Here is a 20,487-nt window from a genome sequence, read left to right on the forward strand (position 1 = left end):
CTAACGCTCCTGCTGGTGAGTGGGGCTGGGGAAGCTGCCGGTCTGGCCGGTACCGGCCTGGCGACCCTGCTGGATGCCCCGACGGAGATTGGTCAGCCGGCCGCGTACGTCATCGGGCGCACGCGAGACCTGCGGACCGCTTTGGTGCGATTGCTGCTGTGCCGTACCCGCGACGAGGTTCGCCCGCGGGACGCGGCGCGGCAGGCCGGAGGTGGTGACCCCGCCCGCCGACGGTTGACGGACGCGTTCTGCCTGCCGGACGAGGTCGTCGTTCGGCGAGGTGCGCCACGAGGCAGCGGCCGGTGCGGCAGCCGGACGCTGCGGAGCCGAGGGAGCCTGCGGCTGCTGCGCAGCCTGCGGCGAACCCTGGGAGCCGTTGTTCTGGACGCCCTGGGAGTGGGCGCCGTTCGCCTGACCGTGGAACCAGTTGGTCTCCAGCGTGTCGTACAGCGGCGTACGTCCGTCACCGGGGCCGGGCGCCGGCGGCAGCGCCTCGGGCTCCTGCTGACGGGGGGCCCGCTGCTGCGGCTGCGGGCGCTGGGGGGCGCCGGGCCGCTCGAACTGGCCGGTGGAGGACGGGTCCTGACCGTTGCCGTAACCGGGGACCGCGAACTGGCCGGTGGACGAGGGGTCCTGGGCGTTGCCGTAACCCGGTCGGGCGAACTGACCGGTGGACGAGGGGTCCTGAGCGTTGCCGTAACCCGGCCGGGCGAACTGACCGGTGGAGGACGGGTCCTGGCCGTTGCCGTAACCCGGCACCGCGAACTGGCCCGTGGACGACGGGCTCTGCTGCGCGGGGGCCTGCTGAGACGCGTTGAAGACGTCGGGACGGACGAACTGACCGGTGTTCTGCCCGGAGTGCTGCGGCGCACCGGCGCCGGGGCGCGGGGCGTCGAAGTCGGGACGGGCGAACTCGGACGTGGAGCCCGGACCCTGACGGTCGTCGATCCGCGGCATGCGCGAGGTGCTGTCGGGCTCCTCGTGACCACGCGGGGCGTCGAGGGAAGCGCGCGGCACCGGCGGCTGCGCGTTCTCGTCGCTCCAGCTCGGCACACGGGGCTGCTGGTCGCCACCGGGCAGCTCGGCACGCGCACCACCGCGGCCGGGAAGCTGCGGCCTGCGGCGTCCGGACTTGCCGCCCGTCGGCTGCTGCTGCGTCGGCGCGGCCGCGGGGCCGCTGTCACCGAAGCCGCCCTGGCGCGCACCGGCTCCACCCTGACGGGCACCGGGCGCGTCGCCGAAGCCGCCGCCCTGGCGGGAGGCGTCACCGAAGCCCTGAGCGGAACCGGGCCCGGCCGCCTGAAGACCCTGCGGCGCACCCTGCATGCCCTGTCCGAAGCCACCGGCGCCGGCACCGGCCGGAGCCGGCCTGCCCTGCTGACCGGAAGCCGGACCCTGCTGACCGCGCGCTCCACCCGCAGCGCCCGGACGACCGCCCTGGTTGCTGCCCGGCAGCGCGGCCCGCGGGCCCTGCCCCGAGCCGACCTGTCCACGCTGCGGCGGGGCGCCGAGGCGGCCACCGCCGGCTGCGGGAGCACCGGCACCGAGCGAGGGGCCACCCTGCGAGCCGTTGCCGCGGCGGGCCGCGGCGACACCGGCGGCCGCCTGCGCGGCGGCGGGACCGCCACCGCCCGGGGCGCCCTGGCCGGGCTTGCCCGGAGTGGGCTTCTTGGCGCCCTGGGCGACGTCGACGGGCAGCATGACCAGCGCGGTCGTACCACCGGAGTCGGACGGGCGGAGCTGGATGCGGATGCCGTGGCGCTGCGACAGACGACCGACCACGAACAGACCCATGCGGCGGGACACCGAGACGTCCACGGTGGGCGGCGAGGCGAGCCGCTCGTTGATCGCCGCGAGGTCCTCGGGGGAGAGGCCGATGCCGGTGTCGTGGATCTCGATCAGCACGCGGCCGTCGGGCAGCGCGTGACCGGTGACCTTGACCTTGGTCTGCGGCGAGGAGAACGAGGTCGCGTTCTCGAGCAGCTCTGCGAGGAGGTGCACGAGGTCGTTGACGACGCGGCCGGCGACCTCGGTGGTCGGCACGGCGGCCAGTTCGATGCGCTCGTACTGCTCCACCTCGGACGCGGCGGCGCGGAGCACGTCGACCAGCGGGACCGGGCGGGTCCAGCGGCGGCCGGGCTCTTCACCCGCGAGGACGAGGAGGTTCTCGCCGTTACGGCGCATGCGGGTCGCGAGGTGGTCGAGCTTGAACAGCGACGACAGCTGGTCCGGGTCGGCCTCGCGGGACTCGAGCTCGGAGATCAGCGACAGCTGGCGCTGGATGAGGCCCTGGGAGCGGCGCGAGAGGTTGGTGAACATCGCGTTGACGTTGCCCCGCAGAAGGGCCTGCTCGGCGGCGAGGCGGACCGCCTCGCGGTGCACGTCGTCGAAGGCCGCGGCCACCTGGCCGATCTCGTCCCGGGAGTGCACACCGACCGACTCGACGGACGTGTCGACGTCCTGCGGGTCGGACTCGGACAGCTGCTTGACCAGCTCGGGCAGGCGGTCCTGGGCGACCTTGGTCGCGGTGTCCTGCAGGCGGCGCAGCGAACGGATCATGGACCGGGCCACCACGAAGGCGCCGACGAGCGAGACACCGAGCACGAGGAGGATCAGCGCACCCGAGATGATCGCTTCGCTCTCGGACTCGTTGCGCAGCTCACGGGCCTTCTGCTCCATCTGACCGAGCAGCGTGGTCTCGATGGTCGACATGTTCTGGATCTTGGAGGTGTCGTCGTCGACCCAGTCCTTGTACGAGCGCTTGCTCTGCGTCTTGAGACCGTCCGGGCCGCCGAGCACGCGCTTGGCGTACTGGTCGGCGGACCGGATGGTCGGGTTGTCGCCCTCGACGGGCTTGAGGAGCTCGGTGACGCCGTTGCCGTAGATGTTCTTGAAGCCGCTGATCTCCGACTCCTGGCTCTCCTGGGCGGAGAGCGCGTACTGCCGGTCGTTCTCGGACAGCGTGCCGAAGGTGGACTTGGTCTCGGGCAGCGCGGCGGCGATGACGGCGCGCTGGACGGAGGCGTACTCTTTGGCGGAGGAGAAGGCGGACAGCGCGCGGGTGCGCTGGATCATCTCCGGGTTGCTGGTCGCCTCGGCCATGTCCTGCGAGAGCGCGAGCAGCTGGGTGACGAGGCGGTGGTAGGCCTCGACCGTCTGCGTCGAGTTCTTCGGGTCGTTGTAGGCGTCGCTGCGGATGCTGCTCAGCTTGTTCAGCTCGCCCGCGATACCGACGAGGCTGTCACGGACGCCGGACAGCTGTCCCTTCGCCGTGGCGTCGTCGATCTCCTGCGTGCCTTCGAGGAAGTGCTTCTTGGCGACATCCGTGGCGTCGCGGACGCCCTTGACCGTGTAGTCGGTGGCCGGGGCGCCGTGCGCCAGCGGGCCGGCCGACTGGTCGCGCTCCTTCTGGAGCGCGGCGGCGAGCTCGGTCGCCTGCTTGGTCATGTCGGTCAGCAGCTTCATGTTGTCGAGCTGCTGGATGTCGTCCATCGACTGGTTGATGCGCAGCGCACCCAGCGAGGTCGCGGCGACCACGGGGAGCGCGAGCAGCGAGACCAGTCGCGTCGAGATGCGCCAGTTGCGCAGGGCTACGCGTGAGCCGGGGCCGGTCGGGCCCTTCGGCTTCGCGGCCGGTGTGGCGGGAGCCTTGGCCTTCGCGCCGGGGCGAGCGGAGTCACCGCTGCCGCCGAGCTCTGCCGGTCCCTGGTTCTGGGCGTGCTGGGGCGAGGAACCGCGGTCGGTCCCGCCGTGCGGCTCCGGCTCCGCCGAAGCGCTGCCATCCCTCTTGAAACGTCCCTGCACTAGCGTCGCAACCTCTGGACCAGGCGTCCCACCGGTGATACGGCGGGACGGTGTCGGCGTCGTTCAAGGGCGCAGATGCGCCCCCTGGTGGTCGTGAGTGACCGGCGCAGGTTCCCCCTTACCGCCGCCAATCGGCGCTGCGTTGCGCCCCTGCGCGCCGGTTCGATCCCGCGGCGGTCCGTGGAATTCCAGCACAGTGCAGGATCTCCAACAAGGCCCGAGCGCCAGGCTGTGACCTCCGTGACACCTTGTGAGTGCAGCGTCACGAGACGTAGAAAGTGATCTCGTACATAAAGGGCGTATGCCCACGAGGTGTTGGCGTGCGTCGGGTGTCCCAGTCGCCATGATCAGGAGCGGAATGTTTGCTTCAATGGAGCAATGTCCGTTTCGCCAGGCCGAGTTGGGGGTCTGAATTGACCGGTTTGCCTGCTAGTAAGTGAGGAAACTCACATGGCGATCATGGCCTCTTCGCGGCTTCGCCGGGGAATTGCATGTTTAGCCTGGCGCTTTACAGGGATGGCGAATCCGACAACCCGCGCCGGAATGGGGGCTTTTGAGCCCGCCCGGCGCCCCTCACGACAAGGTCGAGTACACCGGTGAAGACGACGATGATGTTCCGCAACATAGCCAACCCGCGACGCACGACGCTGGCGCACCTCGAGGACGCCGACGCGCTGCAGACGCCGGACCAGCCGGAGCACTCGGTCGATCTTCCCACCCAGACCGCCAACCCGCGCCGCACCGTCCTGATGGAAGCCCCGGTCGCGGCCTCCGTCGCCCAGTAGTACGCACACGGGCGGCCGGCCGCTCAACACGAGCCCGCACGGATCCTCGCGCCGGCCGCCCCGCCTCCGTGCACCGGCCCGTACGCCGGGGGTGTCCCGCAGCGCACCCCCGGAAGGCCCGCCCGGCCGCCGGCAGTGCGTACGACGTCCGGGGGCGCGGCCACGTACGTACCACCCGGTGCGCCCGCGTATATGCGCGAGGCGCGGGGCCCTCCCCGCGTTAGCCTGGAGCGTCAGACTCCAGCCAGCTCAGTGAGGGGCGCAAGGATCCCGTGCGCATCGCCAGATTCTCCATCGACGGCAACGTCGCTTTCGGCGCGGTCGAGGGCGACAAGCCGGACGAGCTCGTCCTCGACATCATCAGGGGCATCCCGTTCGCGGACTTCGAGCTCTCCGGTACGAAGGTCCCGCTGAGCAAGGTCAGGCTGCTGCCGCCCGTGCTCCCCAACAAGGTCGTGGCCTTCGGCCGCAACTACGCGGAGCACGCCAAGGAGCTCGGCAACGAGGTGCCCGACGCCCCGTTCGCCTTCTTCAAGCCGTCGACCTCGGTGATCGGCCCCGGCGACGAGATCCAGTACCCCTCCTTCTCGAACGAGCTGCACCACGAGGCCGAGCTCGCGGTCGTCATCGGCCGCATGTGCCGCGAGGTCCCGCGCGAACGCGTCAAGGACGTCGTCCTCGGCTACACCTGCGCCAACGACATCACCGCCCGTGACGTCCAGAAGCGCGAGAAGCAGTGGGCGCGGGCCAAGGGCTTCGACACCTCCTGCCCGCTCGGCCCCTGGGTCGAGACCGACCTGGACCCGAGCGACCTGACGATCCAGCTCACGGTCAACGGGCAGCAGCGCCAGCTCGGCCGCACCAGCGAGATGATCCACTCCGTCGAGGACCTGATCGTCAACATCACCGAGGCCATGACGCTGCTCCCCGGCGACGTGATCCTCACCGGCACCCCGGCTGGGGTCGGCCCCCTGAACGTCGGCGACGAGGTCGCCGTCACCATCGAAGGCATCGGCACTCTCACCAACAAGGTGATCAAGCGTGGCTAACGCGAACGTCCGCGTACGTTTCTGTCCCTCCCCGACCGGCAACCCCCACGTGGGCCTGGTCCGCACCGCCCTGTTCAACTGGGCGTTCGCCCGGCACAACGAAGGCACCCTGGTCTTCCGCATCGAGGACACCGACGCGGCCCGCGACTCCGAGGAGTCGTACGACCAGCTGCTCGACGCGATGCGCTGGCTGGGCTTCGACTGGGACGAGGGCCCCGAGGTCGGCGGCCCGCACACGCCGTACCGCCAGTCGCAGCGCATGGACATCTACAAGGACGTCGCGCAGAAGCTCCTGGACGCCGGGCACGCCTACTACTGCTACTGCTCCACCGAGGAGCTCGACGCCCGCCGCGAGGCCGCCCGCGCCGCCGGCAAGCCCTCCGGCTACGACGGCCACTGCCGTGACCTGAGCGCCGAGCAGACCGAGGCCTACAAGGCCGAGGGCCGCGCGCCCATCGTCCGTTTCCGCATGCCGGACGAGACGATCACCTTCACCGACCTGGTCCGCGGCGAGATCACGTACCTCCCGGAGAACGTGCCGGACTACGGCATCGTCCGTGCGAACGGCGCGCCGCTCTACACCCTGGTGAACCCGGTCGACGACGCGCTGATGGAGATCACCCACGTCCTGCGCGGCGAGGACCTGCTCTCCTCCACCCCCCGCCAGATCGCCCTCTACAAGGCGCTCACCGAGCTGGGCATCGCCAAGGAGACCCCGGCCTTCGGCCACCTGCCGTACGTCATGGGCGAGGGCAACAAGAAGCTCTCCAAGCGGGACCCGCAGTCCTCCCTCAACCTCTACCGGGAGCGCGGTTTCCTCCCCGAGGGTCTGCTCAACTACCTCTCCCTCCTGGGCTGGTCGCTCTCGGCGGACCGCGACATCTTCACGATCGGGGAGATGGTCGCCGCCTTCGACGTCGCGGACGTCAACCCCAACCCGGCCCGCTTCGACCTGAAGAAGGCCGAGGCCATCAACGCCGACCACATCCGCATGCTCGACGTGAAGGACTTCACCGAGCGCTGCGCCCCCTGGCTGCGGGCACCTTTCGCGCCCTGGGCGCCCGAGGACTTCGACGAGTCGAAGTGGCAGGCGATCGCGCCGCACGCGCAGTCCCGCCTCAAGGTCCTCTCCGAGATCACGGAGAACGTCGACTTCCTGTTCCTGTCGGAGCCGGTCTCCGACGAGGCGTCCTGGGCGAAGGCGATGAAGGAGGGGTCGGACGCGCTGCTGCGCACCGCGCGCGAGAAGCTCGCCGGCGCCGACTGGACCGACCCGGAGTCCCTCAAGGAGGCCGTCCTGGCCGCCGGTGAGGAGCACGGTCTCAAGCTCGGCAAGGCGCAGGCCCCGGTCCGTGTCGCCGTCACCGGCCGCACGGTCGGCCTCCCGCTCTTCGAGTCCCTGGAGATCCTGGGCAAGGAGAAGACGCTGGCCCGCATCGACGCCGCGCTGGCGAAGCTGTAGCGGTCCGTCCCGGACAAGGGGGCGGCGTCCGGACCGGACGCCGCCCCCTTGTCCGTGTTTTCCTCGTTTTCCTCGATTTCCTCGTTTTCCTCGTCACATCCAGGACGCGGTGTTCGTCGCGCGAGTGCGGGACGGGCGGGCGGGCCGCGCGTTACGGTCGGACCATGGATATCGAGGCCGTGGTCTGGGACGTCGACGACACGATCTTCGACTACACGGCCGCGGACCGGGCCGGAATGCGCGCGCACCTGGACGCCGAGGGTCTCCTGGGAGCCTACGAGTCCGTCGATCAGGCACTCGCACGCTGGCGTGAGGTCACCGACCAGCAGTGGGCCAGGTTCTCCGCGGGGGAGTCGGACTGGGAGGGGCAGCGGCGCGAACGGGTGAGGGTCTTTCTGGGGGAACGGCTGAGCGACGCCGAAGCCGACGCGTGGTTCCAGCGCTACGTGGCGCACTACGAAGCCTCGTGGGCCCTCTTCCCCGACGTGGTGCCCGCCCTGGACGCCCTCGCCGCCAGCCACCGGCACGCGGTCCTCTCCAACTCCAGCCTGCAGAGCCAGGACCGCAAGCTGCGTGTCCTCGGCGTGCGCGACCGCTTCGAGACGGTCCTGTGCGCGGCCGAGCTGGGCGTATCCAAGCCCGCCGCGGCGGCCTTCCACGCGGCCTGCGACGCGCTCGTGCTGCCCCCGCACCGTGTCGCCTATGTCGGCGACCACCCGGAGATCGACGGCCGGGGCGCCGCCGACGCCGGCCTGCTCTCCGTCTGGATCGACCGTGGTGGCGCGCACACCGCGGTGGACGGCGCGGCACCCGGTCCGCGCCGCATCGCCTCGCTCGCCGAACTGCCCGCGATCCTCGGCGCGGATACCCGTTTTGGAGCGCCGTCCACCTTCAGGTAATGTTCTTCCTGCGCCGCCGGGGAGCGGGCCGAAAGGCCGGGAACCGGAGGAGCGAACTAGAACAAGAACCCCTCCGGGGCTTGCGTTCCAGTGGCCTATGGTGTAATTGGCAGCACGACTGATTCTGGTTCAGTTAGTCTTGGTTCGAGTCCAGGTAGGCCAGCTCGCAGAGCTCATCTGCAACCGCGGAGATCGACTCCGCAAAGCCCCCGTTGTGTAGCGGCCTAGCACGCTGCCCTCTCAAGGCAGTAGCGCCGGTTCGAATCCGGTCGGGGGTACAGATCCTTCCCAAGGGAGGCAGTCCGGGTCGCACCCGCTGACTCTCATGCAGGATCGCTAGGGCCCCCGTTGTGTAGCGGCCTAGCACGCCGCCCTCTCAAGGCGGTAGCGCCGGTTCGAATCCGGTCGGGGGTACNCGAGTCCTGGTAGACCAGCTCGGATCTGCGGAAACGCAAGATCCTCGCCCCCGTTGTGTAGCGGCCTAGCACGCCGCCCTCTCAAGGCGGTAGCGCCGGTTCGAATCCGGTCGGGGGTACCACACAAGGCCCTTCGCTTCGGCGGAGGGCCTTCGTCGTGCCCGGCGCCGGCTACTCGAAGCCGTACCGCCGCGTCGTCTCCTCCTCCTGGGCCAGCCGGTGCAGCGCCTGCAGCACCGGCTCGATGAGGATCGCCCCCAGGACCGCGAACTCGATCTGCTCCGCCTCCGACGGTTGTGTCTCCAGCAGGTTCAGGTCGAGAACGGCTGCCCGGTGCATCAACTCGGCGTACGGCTCCAGCAGTTCGGCCTCCCAGTCGTAGCCGATCCGGCGGAGCGCGGCCATCGCCACCACCAGTGAGCGATACGCGGAGGAGATGGTCGTGAGCCGCTTGGTGTTCTCCCAGCCGAGCCGGTCCAGGAGTGTGATGACCTCCTGCTCTGCGGCCTGGACGAACTCGTCGTCCTCGTCCGGCTCCGGAACCTGCGGGAGCGCCCATATTGCCGCGCCGAGGCGGATCGTCCGGCCCAGGGAGTCGTCGTCCACGTGTCCGAGCACCTCGCGCACCTTCGCCACCGGTACCCGGCCCACCTGGATCATCGCCCGCACGAGCCGCAGCCGGCGCAGATGTTCCTCGTCGTACTCGGAGGTCCTCGCGTTGATCTGGCGGCCCGGCGCCAACAGTCCCTCGCGCAGGTAGTACTTGATCGTCGCGATGGGCACACCGCTGCGCTCGCTCAACTCGGCCAGCCGCATCCTCTTGCGCCTCTCCTAGGGAAGTGCCACTATCCAATCACTGCACAGAAGGATAGTGCCGATATCCAATTCTGGAATCAGGGGGACGCCATGTTCGCAAAGCCGTTTCCGGGCCTCAGTACTGCGGCCGTCGAGGGCGATGCGGTGGTCCTGCTGATCGGCATGCGCATCAACCACTTCTGGGCGGTGCACCAGTGGCTGCCGGTCATGCTGTCGATGAAACGCATGCTGGGGGAGCTTGCTCGCGACAGCAGCCGGGGGCTGCTGGGCCACGTCCTGCTGACCGCCTCGCCGCGGACGTACTACGTGGTCCAGTACTGGGAGTCGAAGGAGAAGCTCTACGCCTACGCGACCTCGCCCGACATGTTGCACCACAAGGCGTGGGCGACCATCAACCGCATGGACCGGGCCGGAAAGCTGCGTCGGCACGTGGGGCGCTGGCACGAGGCGTACGTCGTGCCGGAGGGCTCGCACGAGTCCATCTATGCGGACATGCCGGCCTTCGGGCTGGCGGCCGCGCACGGGGTGCTGCCGGTCGAGAAGCGGGGGCGGCGGGCCGCGGACCGGTACGCGTACCGCTCGTCCGGGGCGGCCGAAGGGGCCGAGCCGGCCGAGAAGGCCGGGTGACCCGGGCACGGACCAGGGGGGACGGGGGAAACGGGGAGGGTCTGCCGCGGCGTTGAGGCAGGCCCTCCCCGGCTGTCGTACCCGGAAGGTCAGCCCGTGCGGCGCAGGGCCTCGGAGAGGCGGGCGGCGGCGTCGATGACCGCCTGGGCGTGCATACGGCCCGGATGGCGGGTGAGGCGCTCGATCGGCCCGGAGACCGAGACGGCGGCCACGACGCGGTTCGAGGGGCCGCGGACCGGCGCGGAGACGGACGCGACGCCCGGCTCACGCTCGCCGATCGACTGGGCCCAGCCGCGGCGCCGCACGCCCGACAGCGCCGTCGCCGTGAAGCGGGCGCCCTGGAGGCCGCGGTGCAGCCGCTCCGGCTCCTCCCAGGCCATCAGGATCTGGGCCGAGGAGCCGGCCTTCATCGTCAGCGTGGAACCGACCGGGACCGTGTCCCGCAGGCCGGACAGCCGCTCGGCCGCGGCGACGCAGATGCGCATGTCGCCCTGGCGCCGGTAGAGCTGCGCGCTCTCGCCCGTGATGTCCCGCAGGTGCGTGAGCACCGGGCCCGCCGTCGCGAGGAGACGGTCCTCGCCGGCGGCCGCGGCCAGCTCGGCGAGGCGGGGACCGAGAATGAAACGGCCCTGCATGTCGCGCGCCACCATGCGGTGGTGTTCAAGTGCCACGGCGAGGCGATGTGCCGTGGGTCGTGCCAGTCCGGTCGCCGCGACCAGGCCCGCGAGGGTGGCCGGACCGGACTCCAGAGCGCTCAGGACAAGGGCTGCCTTGTCCAGAACGCCGACGCCGCTACTGTTGTCCATGCAACGATACTCGCGTCTCACTCTGTGAAACGCAAGTTCAATTTTCCGTGGAACGCGCCACCCTTGTAGACACAGCGGCCCGCGGACCAACGGGCCCGGCGGACGACGTCCGGTACGAGGGGTACGGACGTTGCCGCCCCGGAAATCTCTAGTTGGGCCGGCGCCACACAGGCCGGCCGGAGGGAAAGCGATGGGTAGGACACTCGCGGAGAAGGTCTGGGACGACCACGTCGTCCGGCGCGCCGAGGGCGAGCCCGACCTCCTCTTCATCGATCTGCACCTGCTGCACGAGGTGACCAGCCCGCAGGCCTTCGACGGCCTCCGCCAGGCCGGGCGTCCCGTGCGCCGCCTCGACCTCACCATCGCCACCGAGGATCACAACACCCCGACCCTCGACATCGACAAGCCCATCGCGGACCCGGTCTCCCGGGCCCAGCTGGAGACGCTGCGCAAGAACTGCGCCGAGTTCGGCGTACGACTGCACTCGCTGGGCGACGTCGAGCAGGGCGTCGTCCACGTGGTGGGGCCGCAGCTGGGCCTGACCCAGCCGGGCACCACCGTGGTCTGCGGTGACTCCCACACCTCCACGCACGGTGCCTTCGGCGCGCTGGCGTTCGGCATCGGCACCTCGCAGGTCGAGCACGTGCTGGCCACGCAGACGCTGCCGCTGGCCCGCCCGAAGACGATGGCCATCACCGTCGACGGCGAGCTGCCCGAGGGCGTCACCGCCAAGGACCTGATCCTGGCGATCATCGCCAAGATCGGTACGGGCGGCGGTCAGGGCTACATCCTGGAGTACCGCGGCTCCGCCATCGAGAAGCTGTCGATGGAAGCCCGGATGACCATCTGCAACATGTCGATCGAGGCCGGTGCCCGTGCGGGCATGATCGCCCCCGACGAGACCACCTTCGCCTACCTCGAGGGCCGCGCCCACGCGCCCGAGGGCGAGGACTGGGACGCCGCGGTCGCCTACTGGAAGACCCTGAAGTCGGACGACGACGCGGAATTCGACGAGGAGGTCGTCATCGACGCCGCCTCCCTGTCGCCGTTCGTCACCTGGGGCACCAACCCCGGCCAGGGCGCGCCGCTTTCGGCGTCCGTCCCCGACCCTGCTTCGTACGAGGACGCTTCGGAGCGCCTGGCCGCCGAAAAGGCCCTGGAGTACATGGGGTTGGACGCCGGTCAGCCGCTGCGTGACATCAAGGTCGACACCGTCTTCGTAGGTTCCTGCACCAACGGCCGCATCGAGGACCTGCGCGCCGCCGCCGCGATCGTCGAGGGCCGCAAAGTCGCCGACGGCGTACGGATGCTGGTGGTCCCGGGTTCCGCGCGGGTCGGTCTGCAGGCCGTCTCCGAGGGCCTGGACGTGGTCTTCAAGGAGGCCGGCGCCGAATGGCGGCACGCGGGCTGCTCGATGTGCCTGGGCATGAACCCCGACCAGCTGGCCCCCGGTGAGCGCTCCGCGTCCACCTCCAACCGCAACTTCGAGGGCAGGCAGGGCAAGGGCGGCCGTACGCACCTGGTCTCGCCGCAGGTCGCCGCCGCCACCGCCGTGCTGGGCCACCTGGCCTCCCCGGCCGACCTGTCCGACGCGTCCGCCGCCCGTACGCCCGCTGGAGTCTGAGAAGTCATGGAAGCATTCACCACGCACACCGGCCGGGCCGTACCGCTGCGCCGCAGCAACGTGGACACCGACCAGATCATCCCGGCCCACTGGCTCAAGAAGGTGACCAGGGACGGCTTCGAGGACGGGCTGTTCGAGGCCTGGCGCAAGGACTCGTCCTTCGTCCTCAACCGGCCCGAGCGCCGGGGCGCCACGGTCCTGGTGGCGGGCCCCGACTTCGGCACCGGCTCGTCGCGCGAGCACGCCGTCTGGGCCCTGCAGAACTACGGCTTCAAGGCCGTCATCTCCTCGCGGTTCGCGGACATCTTCCGCGGCAACTCGCTCAAGAACGGCCTGCTCACGGTGGTTCTGGAGCAGAAGATCGTGGACGCGCTGTGGGAGCTGACCGAGCAGGACCCCGAGGCCGAGGTCACGGTCGACCTGGAGGCCCGCGAGGTGCGCGCCGAGGGCATCACCGCCGCCTTCGAGCTCGACGAGAACGCCCGCTGGCGGCTGCTGAACGGCCTGGACGACATCTCCATCACCCTCCAGAACGAGAGCGACATCGCCGCGTACGAGGCCAAGCGGCCGTCGTACAAGCCGAAGACGCTGCACGTCTGAGGCCCGGTCCCACGGGCCCGGCCCACGGCTGATTTCGGCCACCGCAACACCCCTCTGTACCCCCAATCGTGGACGGTTGGGGGTACAGCTGTGTCTGCCCCCGAACGGCCCCCCAACACCCCAGGAAAGTGCCTCAACTCCCTTGGTTACAGCGGAGATTGCCTGGGTACCCGCATTCCGCTGCCGAGCCGTGGCGAGCCGCCCAGGACCCGCTCGAGGGGCGGCAGTTGCCCCCTGAGCAGGCGACAACTCGCCCCAGATGGCACAATCTGTGCATGGAACACGACGGCCAACTCGAGCTCTACGTGGCAGTCGCGGCCCAACTCAAGGAAGCGCACACAAGAGTGCGCGCACTGCAAGTCCCGGAGGGCGTACGGATGGCGCTGACCCGGAAGCTGCTGGTCATTACGGCCGTGGCCAAGCACGATCTCGCCGACGCGACAAGGCGACTGGAGCGGTTCACCGACGACCTCGACGAGGGTCGATTCCTCGAAGAGGAACGCTGAGGAACTCCGCGCCGGTCCGAGTTCGTTGCGGCACAAGGGTGATTAGCCCGTTTCGTGTTTGATTTGCGGTATATATCTGCCTAACGTGCGAAAAAGCTTGAACGCATTCGTTCGGGCAATGTCTCCGAAGGGGAAGACGTGAACAAGGCGCAGCTCGTAGAAGCGATTGCCGACAAGGTCGGCGGGCGTCAGCAGGCCGCCGACGCGGTCGACGCCGTACTGGACGCGATCGTCCGTGCAGTTGTCGGCGGGGACCGGGTCTCGGTCACCGGCTTCGGTTCCTTCGAGAAGGTCGACCGCCCGGCCCGTTACGCCCGCAACCCGCAGACGGGTGAGCGCGTCCGGGTCAAGAAGACCTCCGTACCGCGTTTCCGTGCGGGCCAGGGCTTCAAGGACCTGGTCAGCGGCTCGAAGAAGCTCCCGCGCGGTGGCGAGGTGGCCGTCAAGAAGGCGCCCAAGGGCAGCCTGACCGGTGGCGCCACGGCGACGGTCAAGAAGGCCGCGGCCAAGAAGGCCACCGCCAAGAAGGCGACGGCCAAGAAGACCACGGCTGCCGTGAAGAAGACCGCGGCGAAGAAGACCACCGCCGCCGCCGCGAAGAAGACCACGGCGAAGAAGGCCACCGCCAAGAAGACCACGGCGGCCGCGAAGAAGACCACGGCGAAGAAGACCACCGCCAAGAAGGCGACGGCGAAGAAGGCCCCGGCGAAGAAGGCGACGGCCAAGAAGGCCCCGGCCAAGAAGTCGACGGCCCGCAAGACCACCGCCAAGAAGGCCACCGCCCGCAAGTAGCAGCGGCGCAGGGCACCTCACGCGCCGGGCCGGGCTCCCCAGGGGAGCCCGGCCCGCGGCATGTCCGCGTCCTGCTCAGAACGTCTGCAGGGTGATCAGGGTGATCCGGCGGGCCTCGCCCTCGCCCTCGGTCTCGATGCGTACGCGCTGCCCGGGGCGCAGCAGCCTGAGCCCGCCCGCCTCGAACGCCGGCCCGTCGAAGGGCACCGGAGTGCCGTCGTCGAGCAGCACCTGGCCGCTGTGGGTCTCGGGGTCGTACGTGTACGCGGTCGCCTGCATGGGGGAAGCCTATCCACCGGCCCGCGGCACCGGGATCGGCACCGGCGACAGGGCGGAGCGGGCGCGGTCCCGCGGAGCGCCGTGGGGGAGCGGAGCCGACGCCGCCCGGCCGTCAGCGGCCCGGCGGCCCGGGAAGCAGGAGATGCGCCGCCACCGCCGCGGTGCGCGGGCCGACTCCGAGGGCCAGCGCGGCCCGCAGGTCCGCGCCGGTGTCCACGTCCTGGCGTACGGAGTCCACCGCGTCGAGGCCGATTTCCACGGCGCCCGAGGCGCGATGACGGGCACGGGAATCGGTGCCGAATGCGGGAAGCAATTCCCGGCCCGGGGAGGCGGCCAGCAGAGTCGTACCGATTGCGGCCGCATCGGGGAGAAAAGAGCGGGGGAATTCGGCGGCGGTGTCGAGCACCCGGGCCAATTCCGTGGGGCGCAGCGCGGGCAGATCGGCGTTCAGCGCGGCGACGGGACTTTCCGGACTCCGGGAGCGGACGACGGCCGTCGCGTGGGCCAGGGCGGCGTTCAGTCCGCCGCCCGGCTCGTCCGGGACGACGCGGGCGCCGAGGGCGGCCAGCTCCCGTCCGGCCAGCACGTCGTCCGTGACGACCGCCACATCCAGCACGGCCGCGCAGGCCAGCACGGCTGCCACGGTGTCCTGTGCGAAGGCGAGCGCGAGGCCGGGGCGCAACCCGTCCGCGGCGGTGTCCGCCAGCCTGCTCTTGGCCCGCGCCAAGGGTTTGAGGGGTACGACCACAGTCCACCGCACGAACGCTCCACCCTCCCTAGTCGCGTCCCCATTGTGACCCGGCGGCCCTGGCGGTACGGATGTCGGGGCGTACGGTGTTCTCGACAGACAGGCGGCCTGGGGCGACACTTGTGCGGCCCCCCAGGCCCTAGAGGAAGGTGTCCGCGTGCCCCGCCGCAGAATCGGCTTCTGGTACCGCTTCGCAGCGGTCCTCTGCAAACCACCGCTGGTGGTTCTGATCAAGCGGGACTGGCGTGGAATGGAGAACATTCCGGCCGAGGGCGGATTTATCACTGCGGTGAACCACAATTCGCACGTCGACCCGTTCGCGTATGCGCACTATCAGTACAACACCGGGCGCGTTCCTCGTTTCCTCGCGAAGGCCGGCCTTTTCAAGAAGGGATTCGTGGGGGCCGCCATGCGCGGCACCGGACAGATCCCCGTCTACCGCGAGAGCACGGACGCCCTGAGCGCCTTCCGGGCCGCGATCGACGCCGTGGAGCGCGGTGAGTGCGTGGCCTTCTATCCCGAGGGCACCCTCACCCGTGACCCCGACGGCTGGCCGATGACCGGCAAGACCGGCGCCGCCCGGGTCGCCCTGCAGACCAAGTGCCCGGTGATCCCGGTCGCCCAGTGGGGCGCCAACGAACTGCTGCCGCCGTACGCCAAGAAGCCCAACCTCCTTCCGCGCAAGACCCACCACGTGCTCGCGGGCCCGCCCGTGGACCTCTCGCGCTTCTACGACAGGGAGATGAGCCCGGAGCTCCTCAAGGAGGCCACCGAGGTCATCATGGCCGCCATCACCGCGCTGCTGGAGGAGATCCGCGGCGCGAAGGCCCCCGAGAAGCCCTACGACCCGCGCGAGGTGCGTATCGCGCAGCGCCGCAGGGCCGTGGAGGCGGAGCGGGCGAAGGTACAGCAGGAAGAGGGGCAGGGCACGTGAGCAGTCCGGTCAAGGCGGCCGTCTTCGGGACCGGATCGTGGGGGACGGCCTTCGGCATGGTGCTCGCCGACGCCGGGTGCGACGTCACCCTGTGGGCGCGCCGTGCCGATCTCGCCGACGCGGTCAACTCCACGCGCATGAACCCGGACTACCTGCCGGGCATCGAACTCCCGGAGAACCTGCGGGCCACCACGGACCCGGCCGAGGCGGCGCGCGGCGCGGACTTCACCGTGCTCGCCGTGCCCTCGCAGACGCTGCGCGGCAACCTGGCCGAGTGGGTTCCGCTGCTCGCCCCGGACACCGTGCTCGTCTCGCTCATGAAGGGCGTCGAACTCGGCACGGTGAAGCGGATGAGCGAGGTCGTCGAGGAGGTCGCCAAGGTCTCGTCCGACCGCGTCGCCGTGGTCACCGGGCCCAACCTCGCCAAGGAGATCGCCCAGCGGATGCCGGCCGCCGCCGTGGTCGCCTGCCGTGACGAGTCGGTGGCCACGCGCCTCCAGGCCGCGTGCCATACGCCGTACTTCCGCCCCTACACCAACACGGATGTGGTGGGCTGCGAACTCGGGGGCGCGGTCAAGAACGTGATCGGTCTCGCCGTGGGCATCGCCGACGGCATGGGCCTCGGGGACAACGCCAAGGGCTCGCTGATCACCCGCGGCCTCGCCGAGACCACCCGCCTCGGGCTCGTCATGGGCGCCGACCCCATGACGTTCTCCGGCCTCGCGGGCCTCGGCGACCTCGCCGCCACCTGCTCCTCGCCGCTGTCGCGCAACCACACCTTCGGCATCAACCTGGGCAGAGGCATGACGCTCCAGGAGACCATCGCGGTCACCAGGCAGACCGCCGAGGGCGTCAAGTCCTGCGAGTCCGTGCTGGATCTGGCCCGCAGGCACGGCGTCGACATGCCCATCACGGAGACGGTCGTCAGCATCGTCCACGAGGGCAAGCCGCCGGTGGTCGCGCTCAAGGAGCTGATGTCGCGCAGCGCGAAGCCCGAACGCCGCTGAACGGCCCGGCCGACGACGCCGGGAACGGCCCGGCAGGCGGTCGCCCGCGGCCGTTCGTGCGACGCTGAGCGACGGTCCGCACGACGCTGAGCAACGGCCGTCGTGGGGCGCTGACTCACCGCACTACCAACGGGTACTCTCAACGCGATATGAGCACCGAGAACCTCCCCCAGAGCCCTGAGCAGCCGCCTCGCAAGCCGCGCGTGGCCGTCGTCTTCGGCGGCCGCAGCTCCGAACACGGGATCTCCGTGGTGACCGCCGGCGCCGTTCTGAGCGCCATCGACCGTACGAAGTACGACGTACTGCCGATCGGCATCACCCAGGACGGCCGTTGGGCGCTCACCGCGGACGAGCCGGAACGCATGGCGATCGTCGACCGCAAGCAGCCCAGCGTCGAGCAGCTCGCCGAGTCGAGCGAGGGCGGCGTGGTGCTCCCCGTAGACCCCGCCAACCGCGAAGTGGTCTACAGCGAGCCGGGATCGGTCCCCAAGGCCCTCGGCGAGGTCGACGTCGTCTTCCCCATGCTGCACGGCCCGTACGGCGAGGACGGCACCCTCCAGGGTCTCCTGGAGCTCTCGGGGGTGCCCTACGTCGGTTCGGGCGTGCTCGCGTCCGCCGTCGGCCAGGACAAGGACTACATGAAGCGGGTGTTCACCTCGTTCGGCCTGAAGGTGGGCCCGTACGTGGTGATCCGGCCCCGCGAGTGGGAGCGCGACGAGTCGGCCGCCCGCAAGAAGATCATCGACTTCGCGGGCGAGCACGGCTGGCCGCTGTTCGTGAAGCCCGCGCGCGCGGGCTCCTCGTTCGGCATCACGAAGGTGGACGACCTCTCCGGCCTCGACGAGGCGATCGCCGAGGCCCAGCGCCACGACCCGAAGATCATCGTGGAGGCGCTGCTGCGCGGCCGCGAGATCGAGTGCGGCGTCCTGGAGTTCGAGGACGGCCCGCGCGCCTCGGTCCCGGCGGAGATCCCGCCCGTCCAGTCGCACGCGTTCTACGACTTCGAGGCCAAGTACATCGATTCGGCCGACGGCATCGTCCCGGCGCCGCTCACCGAGGAGCAGACGGCCGAGGTGCGGCGGCTGGCCGTCGAGGCCTTCGAGGCGGCCTCCTGCGAGGGCCTGGTCCGCGCGGACTTCTTCCTCACCGAGGACGGCGAGTTCGTGATCAACGAGATCAACACGATGCCCGGGTTCACGCCCATCTCCATGTACCCGCGCATGTGGCAGGAGACCGGGGTCAGCTACCCGGAGCTGGTCGACCGCCTGGTGCAGGCGGCGCTGCGCAGGCCCACCGGCCTGCGCTGAGTACGCGTTCCGGACGAGGTCCGGGTCAGTCGGCGATCCCCTTGGGGATCGCCTTCTTGATGGAGGCGGCGACGTCGACGAGCATCCCCGAGGTGTCCCGTCCCTCCGGCACGGTCACCTCGACGTAGGCACGGCGTTGTGCGGTGGTGAAGCGGGTCGATCCGTCGTCCCGCTTCTCCATCAGCCAGTCGACGCCGTTCACTCGGCCGCCGACGGCCTTCGGGTCGTCGCCGAGCGCCACCTTGGGGTCGGTCATCTTCGCGGGCCGCTCCACACCGCAGCGCAGTATGATCGCCGGGCTTCCCCAGCCCGCGGTCAGCGCGGACCGGGGCTCGGGGTCCTGGCGGCCGAGGCCGTCCACCTTCCGCGGCAGCGCCTTGTCCAGGTTCTGACACAGCTCGGTGACCTTCGTGTCCGGACTCGGAACCGCGACGGAGTCACCGTCGTCTGCTGAGGAGCAGCCCGCGATCGTGATCAGCAGGGCCAGGGCGGGCAGTCCGAGGACAGCGGAACGCCGGTGACGGAAGAAGTTCACCGGCCAAGGGTAGACGGGGGCTACAGGTGCACGACCGGGCAGGTCAAGGTACGGGTGATGCCGTCCACTTGCTGGACCTTCGCGACCACCATGCGGCCGAGTTCGTCGACGGTATCGGCTTGGGCGCGCACGATGACGTCGTACGGTCCTGTCACGTCCTCTGCCTGGATCACCCCCGGGATCTTGCTGATCGTCTCGGCGACGGTCGACGCTTTGCCGACCTCCGTCTGGATCAGGATGTACGCCTGTACCACGGAACCTCCAGGGCGGCCACGAGGATCATGTGGGGAAAAGGAACGCCACGGTATCGCGTCGCCGCTCGCCGCGGGGAGACCCACGGTGACTGGGGCTTGCGCGCCGGGGTGGGCGGACTGCACAAGTTGACGGTCAACTCGACCGTACCGAGTACGGAGACGGCTCGCGACCGGGCACGGGCAGCGAGAGAGGGAGCAGTGCGATCATGAAGGGCACCGTGGGCGAGTTGGGGGAGTTCGGGCTCATTCGAGAGCTCACCTCGCGTCTCACCACCACCCCGGCCGTCCGGGTCGGTCCCGGCGACGACGCCGCGGTGGTGGCCGCGCCGGACCGCAGGGTCGTGGCGAGCACCGACATCCTGCTGGAGGGACGGCACTTCCGCCGTGACTGGTCCACGGCGTACGACGTGGGACGCAAGGCGGCCGCGCAGAACCTCGCGGACATCGCGGCGATGGGCGCCGTACCGACCGCGCTGCTCCTCGGCCTGGTGGTGCCGGCGGAACTTCCGGCGACCTGGCCGTCCGAGCTGATGGACGGACTGCGCGACGAGTGCCAGGTGGCGGGCGCGGCCGTGGTCGGCGGTGACGTCGTACGCGGTGACACCATCACCGTCGCGATCACCGCGCTCGGCGATCTGCGCAACCACGAGCCGGTCACCCGCGCCGGCGCACAGCCCGGCGACGTCGTCGCGGTGACGGGCTGGCTGGGCTGGTCGGCGGCCGGGTACGCGGTGCTCTCGAGGGGGTTCCGCTCGCCGCGCGCCTTCGTGGAGGCCCACCGGCGCCCCGAACCGCCGTACCACGCGGGTCCCGCGGCGGCCGGACTCGGCGCCACCTCGATGTGCGACGTCAGCGACGGCCTGATCGCCGACCTCGGGCACATCGCCGAGGCCAGCAAGGTGCGCATCGACATCCGCTCCGGCGACATCGACATCCCCTCCCAGATGAACGACATCGGGCAGGCCGTCGGCGTCGACCCCCTCCAGTGGGTGCTGAGCGGCGGAGAGGACCACGCGATAGTGGCGACGTTCCCGCCGGACGTGAAGCTGCCCGCCCGCTGGAAGGTGATCGGCGAGGTCCTCAACCCGTCGGCGCTCCCTCAGGTCACCGTGGACGGGGCGCCCTGGACGAACAAGGGTGGCTGGGACCACTTCGGCGACATGGAGGCGTGATCCTGGCGTGCCCGGGGCCGCGGAACACACAGGGGCCGCCCGTGGGCCCGGCACGATCGGTGCCG

Annotated in this window: 20 protein-coding genes and 4 tRNA genes; 17 read left to right on the forward strand and 7 right to left on the reverse strand. The window is 70.3% G+C overall.

What is annotated here, in order from left to right; all coding sequences use genetic code 11:
• Positions 1 to 3,804, reverse strand: a complete 3,804-nt coding sequence (locus ABEB03_RS36765; protein ID WP_345657261.1) for a sensor histidine kinase — start codon at positions 3,802 to 3,804, stop codon at positions 1 to 3.
• 596 nt (positions 3,805 to 4,400) lie between these two features.
• Between ABEB03_RS36765 and ABEB03_RS36770 the strand changes: the two genes are divergently transcribed.
• From ABEB03_RS36770 to ABEB03_RS36805, 8 genes are all read left to right on the forward strand, one after another.
• Positions 4,401 to 4,589, forward strand: a complete 189-nt coding sequence (locus tag ABEB03_RS36770) for a hypothetical protein (protein ID WP_028802399.1) — start codon at positions 4,401 to 4,403, stop codon at positions 4,587 to 4,589.
• Between the two features lie 272 nt (positions 4,590 to 4,861).
• Positions 4,862 to 5,638, forward strand: a complete 777-nt coding sequence (locus tag ABEB03_RS36775; RefSeq protein ID WP_345657262.1) for a fumarylacetoacetate hydrolase family protein — start codon at positions 4,862 to 4,864, stop codon at positions 5,636 to 5,638.
• The gene (gene gltX / locus ABEB03_RS36780) at positions 5,631 to 7,100 is read left to right on the forward strand and encodes a glutamate--tRNA ligase (RefSeq protein WP_345657264.1); all 1,470 of its coding nucleotides are present in this window, start codon (positions 5,631 to 5,633) and stop codon (positions 7,098 to 7,100) included. The genes ABEB03_RS36775 and gltX overlap by 8 nt, the downstream gene beginning before the upstream one ends.
• Positions 7,101 to 7,264: 164 nt before the next feature.
• Complete coding sequence (locus tag ABEB03_RS36785) at positions 7,265 to 7,999, forward strand: HAD family hydrolase (RefSeq protein WP_345657266.1); 735 nt, start codon at positions 7,265 to 7,267, stop codon at positions 7,997 to 7,999.
• A gap of 91 nt (positions 8,000 to 8,090) precedes the next feature.
• Positions 8,091 to 8,162 (forward strand) — tRNA-Gln (locus tag ABEB03_RS36790).
• Between the two features lie 42 nt (positions 8,163 to 8,204).
• Positions 8,205 to 8,277: transfer RNA gene (locus ABEB03_RS36795), tRNA-Glu, on the forward strand.
• Between the two features lie 63 nt (positions 8,278 to 8,340).
• Positions 8,341 to 8,413 (forward strand) — tRNA-Glu (locus ABEB03_RS36800).
• Positions 8,414 to 8,461: 48 nt separating this feature from the next.
• Positions 8,462 to 8,537: transfer RNA gene (locus tag ABEB03_RS36805), tRNA-Glu, on the forward strand.
• 49 nt (positions 8,538 to 8,586) lie between these two features.
• On the opposite strand, the gene ABEB03_RS36810 is transcribed toward ABEB03_RS36805, so the two are convergent.
• Positions 8,587 to 9,231, reverse strand: coding sequence for a MerR family transcriptional regulator (locus ABEB03_RS36810; protein ID WP_345657268.1), 645 nt, complete (start codon positions 9,229 to 9,231; stop codon positions 8,587 to 8,589).
• 90 nt (positions 9,232 to 9,321) lie between these two features.
• On the opposite strand from ABEB03_RS36810, the gene ABEB03_RS36815 reads away from it, so the two are divergent.
• Entirely contained in the window at positions 9,322 to 9,858 is a 537-nt protein-coding gene (locus ABEB03_RS36815; RefSeq protein ID WP_345657269.1) for a DUF4188 domain-containing protein, read from the forward strand.
• 89 nt (positions 9,859 to 9,947) lie between these two features.
• On the opposite strand, the gene ndgR is transcribed toward ABEB03_RS36815, so the two are convergent.
• The gene (ndgR, locus tag ABEB03_RS36820) at positions 9,948 to 10,664 is read right to left on the reverse strand and encodes an IclR family transcriptional regulator NdgR (RefSeq protein ID WP_007384919.1); all 717 of its coding nucleotides are present in this window, start codon (positions 10,662 to 10,664) and stop codon (positions 9,948 to 9,950) included.
• Positions 10,665 to 10,854: 190 nt separating this feature from the next.
• On the opposite strand from ndgR, the gene leuC reads away from it, so the two are divergent.
• From leuC to ABEB03_RS36840, 4 genes are all read left to right on the forward strand, one after another.
• Positions 10,855 to 12,288: a 3-isopropylmalate dehydratase large subunit gene (gene leuC / locus ABEB03_RS36825; RefSeq protein WP_345657270.1), complete on the forward strand. Its 1,434-nt coding sequence runs from the start codon at positions 10,855 to 10,857 to the stop codon at positions 12,286 to 12,288.
• A 6-nt stretch (positions 12,289 to 12,294) separates the two neighbouring features.
• Entirely contained in the window at positions 12,295 to 12,888 is a 594-nt protein-coding gene (leuD, locus tag ABEB03_RS36830; RefSeq protein WP_345657272.1) for a 3-isopropylmalate dehydratase small subunit, read from the forward strand.
• 275 nt (positions 12,889 to 13,163) lie between these two features.
• Positions 13,164 to 13,394 (forward strand): SCO5555 family protein, encoded by a 231-nt coding sequence (locus tag ABEB03_RS36835; RefSeq protein WP_028802407.1) that lies wholly within the window; start codon positions 13,164 to 13,166, stop codon positions 13,392 to 13,394.
• Between the two features lie 138 nt (positions 13,395 to 13,532).
• Positions 13,533 to 14,186 (forward strand): HU family DNA-binding protein, encoded by a 654-nt coding sequence (locus tag ABEB03_RS36840; protein WP_345657273.1) that lies wholly within the window; start codon positions 13,533 to 13,535, stop codon positions 14,184 to 14,186.
• Positions 14,187 to 14,261: 75 nt separating this feature from the next.
• On the opposite strand, the gene ABEB03_RS36845 is transcribed toward ABEB03_RS36840, so the two are convergent.
• Both ABEB03_RS36845 and cofC read right to left on the reverse strand, forming a co-directional pair.
• Positions 14,262 to 14,465, reverse strand: coding sequence for a hypothetical protein (locus ABEB03_RS36845; protein ID WP_028802409.1), 204 nt, complete (start codon positions 14,463 to 14,465; stop codon positions 14,262 to 14,264).
• A 112-nt stretch (positions 14,466 to 14,577) separates the two neighbouring features.
• The gene (cofC, locus tag ABEB03_RS36850) at positions 14,578 to 15,225 is read right to left on the reverse strand and encodes a 2-phospho-L-lactate guanylyltransferase (RefSeq protein WP_345657274.1); all 648 of its coding nucleotides are present in this window, start codon (positions 15,223 to 15,225) and stop codon (positions 14,578 to 14,580) included.
• A 145-nt stretch (positions 15,226 to 15,370) separates the two neighbouring features.
• Between cofC and ABEB03_RS36855 the strand changes: the two genes are divergently transcribed.
• From ABEB03_RS36855 to ABEB03_RS36865, 3 genes are all read left to right on the forward strand, one after another.
• On the forward strand, positions 15,371 to 16,147 hold the full coding sequence (locus ABEB03_RS36855) for a lysophospholipid acyltransferase family protein (RefSeq protein ID WP_345657275.1): 777 nt from the start codon (positions 15,371 to 15,373) through the stop codon (positions 16,145 to 16,147).
• Complete coding sequence (locus tag ABEB03_RS36860; RefSeq protein ID WP_095936874.1) at positions 16,144 to 17,154, forward strand: NAD(P)H-dependent glycerol-3-phosphate dehydrogenase; 1,011 nt, start codon at positions 16,144 to 16,146, stop codon at positions 17,152 to 17,154. The genes ABEB03_RS36855 and ABEB03_RS36860 overlap by 4 nt, the downstream gene beginning before the upstream one ends.
• A 149-nt stretch (positions 17,155 to 17,303) precedes the next feature.
• The gene (locus tag ABEB03_RS36865; protein ID WP_345657276.1) at positions 17,304 to 18,461 is read left to right on the forward strand and encodes a D-alanine--D-alanine ligase family protein; all 1,158 of its coding nucleotides are present in this window, start codon (positions 17,304 to 17,306) and stop codon (positions 18,459 to 18,461) included.
• Positions 18,462 to 18,486: 25 nt separating this feature from the next.
• Here the strand turns inward: ABEB03_RS36865 and ABEB03_RS36870 are convergent, their stop codons facing one another.
• Positions 18,487 to 18,996 (reverse strand): DUF3515 domain-containing protein, encoded by a 510-nt coding sequence (locus ABEB03_RS36870; protein ID WP_345657277.1) that lies wholly within the window; start codon positions 18,994 to 18,996, stop codon positions 18,487 to 18,489.
• Positions 18,997 to 19,016: 20 nt separating this feature from the next.
• Positions 19,017 to 19,250, reverse strand: a complete 234-nt coding sequence (locus ABEB03_RS36875; RefSeq protein ID WP_028802415.1) for an Lrp/AsnC family transcriptional regulator — start codon at positions 19,248 to 19,250, stop codon at positions 19,017 to 19,019.
• A gap of 206 nt (positions 19,251 to 19,456) precedes the next feature.
• Here ABEB03_RS36875 and ABEB03_RS36880 point away from each other — a divergent pair, with 206 nt between their 5' ends.
• Positions 19,457 to 20,422, forward strand: coding sequence for a thiamine-phosphate kinase (locus ABEB03_RS36880; RefSeq protein ID WP_345657278.1), 966 nt, complete (start codon positions 19,457 to 19,459; stop codon positions 20,420 to 20,422).
• The last annotated feature ends 65 nt before the right edge of the window (positions 20,423 to 20,487 follow it).

Source organism: Streptomyces siamensis, from assembly GCF_039543605.1.
Lineage (GTDB): Bacteria > Actinomycetota > Actinomycetes > Streptomycetales > Streptomycetaceae > Streptomyces > Streptomyces siamensis.

Bases quoted from the DNA above. Each gene is read 5' to 3' on its own strand.
- ABEB03_RS36880 (WP_345657278.1), top strand. From the start codon at position 19,457: ATGAAGGGCACCGTGGGCGAGTTGGGGGAGTTCGGGCTCATTCGAGAG.
- ABEB03_RS36810 (WP_345657268.1), bottom strand. From the start codon at position 9,231: ATGCGGCTGGCCGAGTTGAGCGAGCGCAGCGGTGTGCCCATCGCGACG.
- ndgR (WP_007384919.1), bottom strand. From the start codon at position 10,664: ATGGACAACAGTAGCGGCGTCGGCGTTCTGGACAAGGCAGCCCTTGTC.
- ABEB03_RS36785 (WP_345657266.1), top strand. From the start codon at position 7,265: ATGGATATCGAGGCCGTGGTCTGGGACGTCGACGACACGATCTTCGAC.
- leuD (WP_345657272.1), top strand. From the start codon at position 12,295: ATGGAAGCATTCACCACGCACACCGGCCGGGCCGTACCGCTGCGCCGC.
- ABEB03_RS36845 (WP_028802409.1), bottom strand. From the start codon at position 14,465: ATGCAGGCGACCGCGTACACGTACGACCCCGAGACCCACAGCGGCCAG.
- ABEB03_RS36815 (WP_345657269.1), top strand. From the start codon at position 9,322: ATGTTCGCAAAGCCGTTTCCGGGCCTCAGTACTGCGGCCGTCGAGGGC.
- leuC (WP_345657270.1), top strand. From the start codon at position 10,855: ATGGGTAGGACACTCGCGGAGAAGGTCTGGGACGACCACGTCGTCCGG.
- ABEB03_RS36835 (WP_028802407.1), top strand. From the start codon at position 13,164: ATGGAACACGACGGCCAACTCGAGCTCTACGTGGCAGTCGCGGCCCAA.
- ABEB03_RS36865 (WP_345657276.1), top strand. From the start codon at position 17,304: ATGAGCACCGAGAACCTCCCCCAGAGCCCTGAGCAGCCGCCTCGCAAG.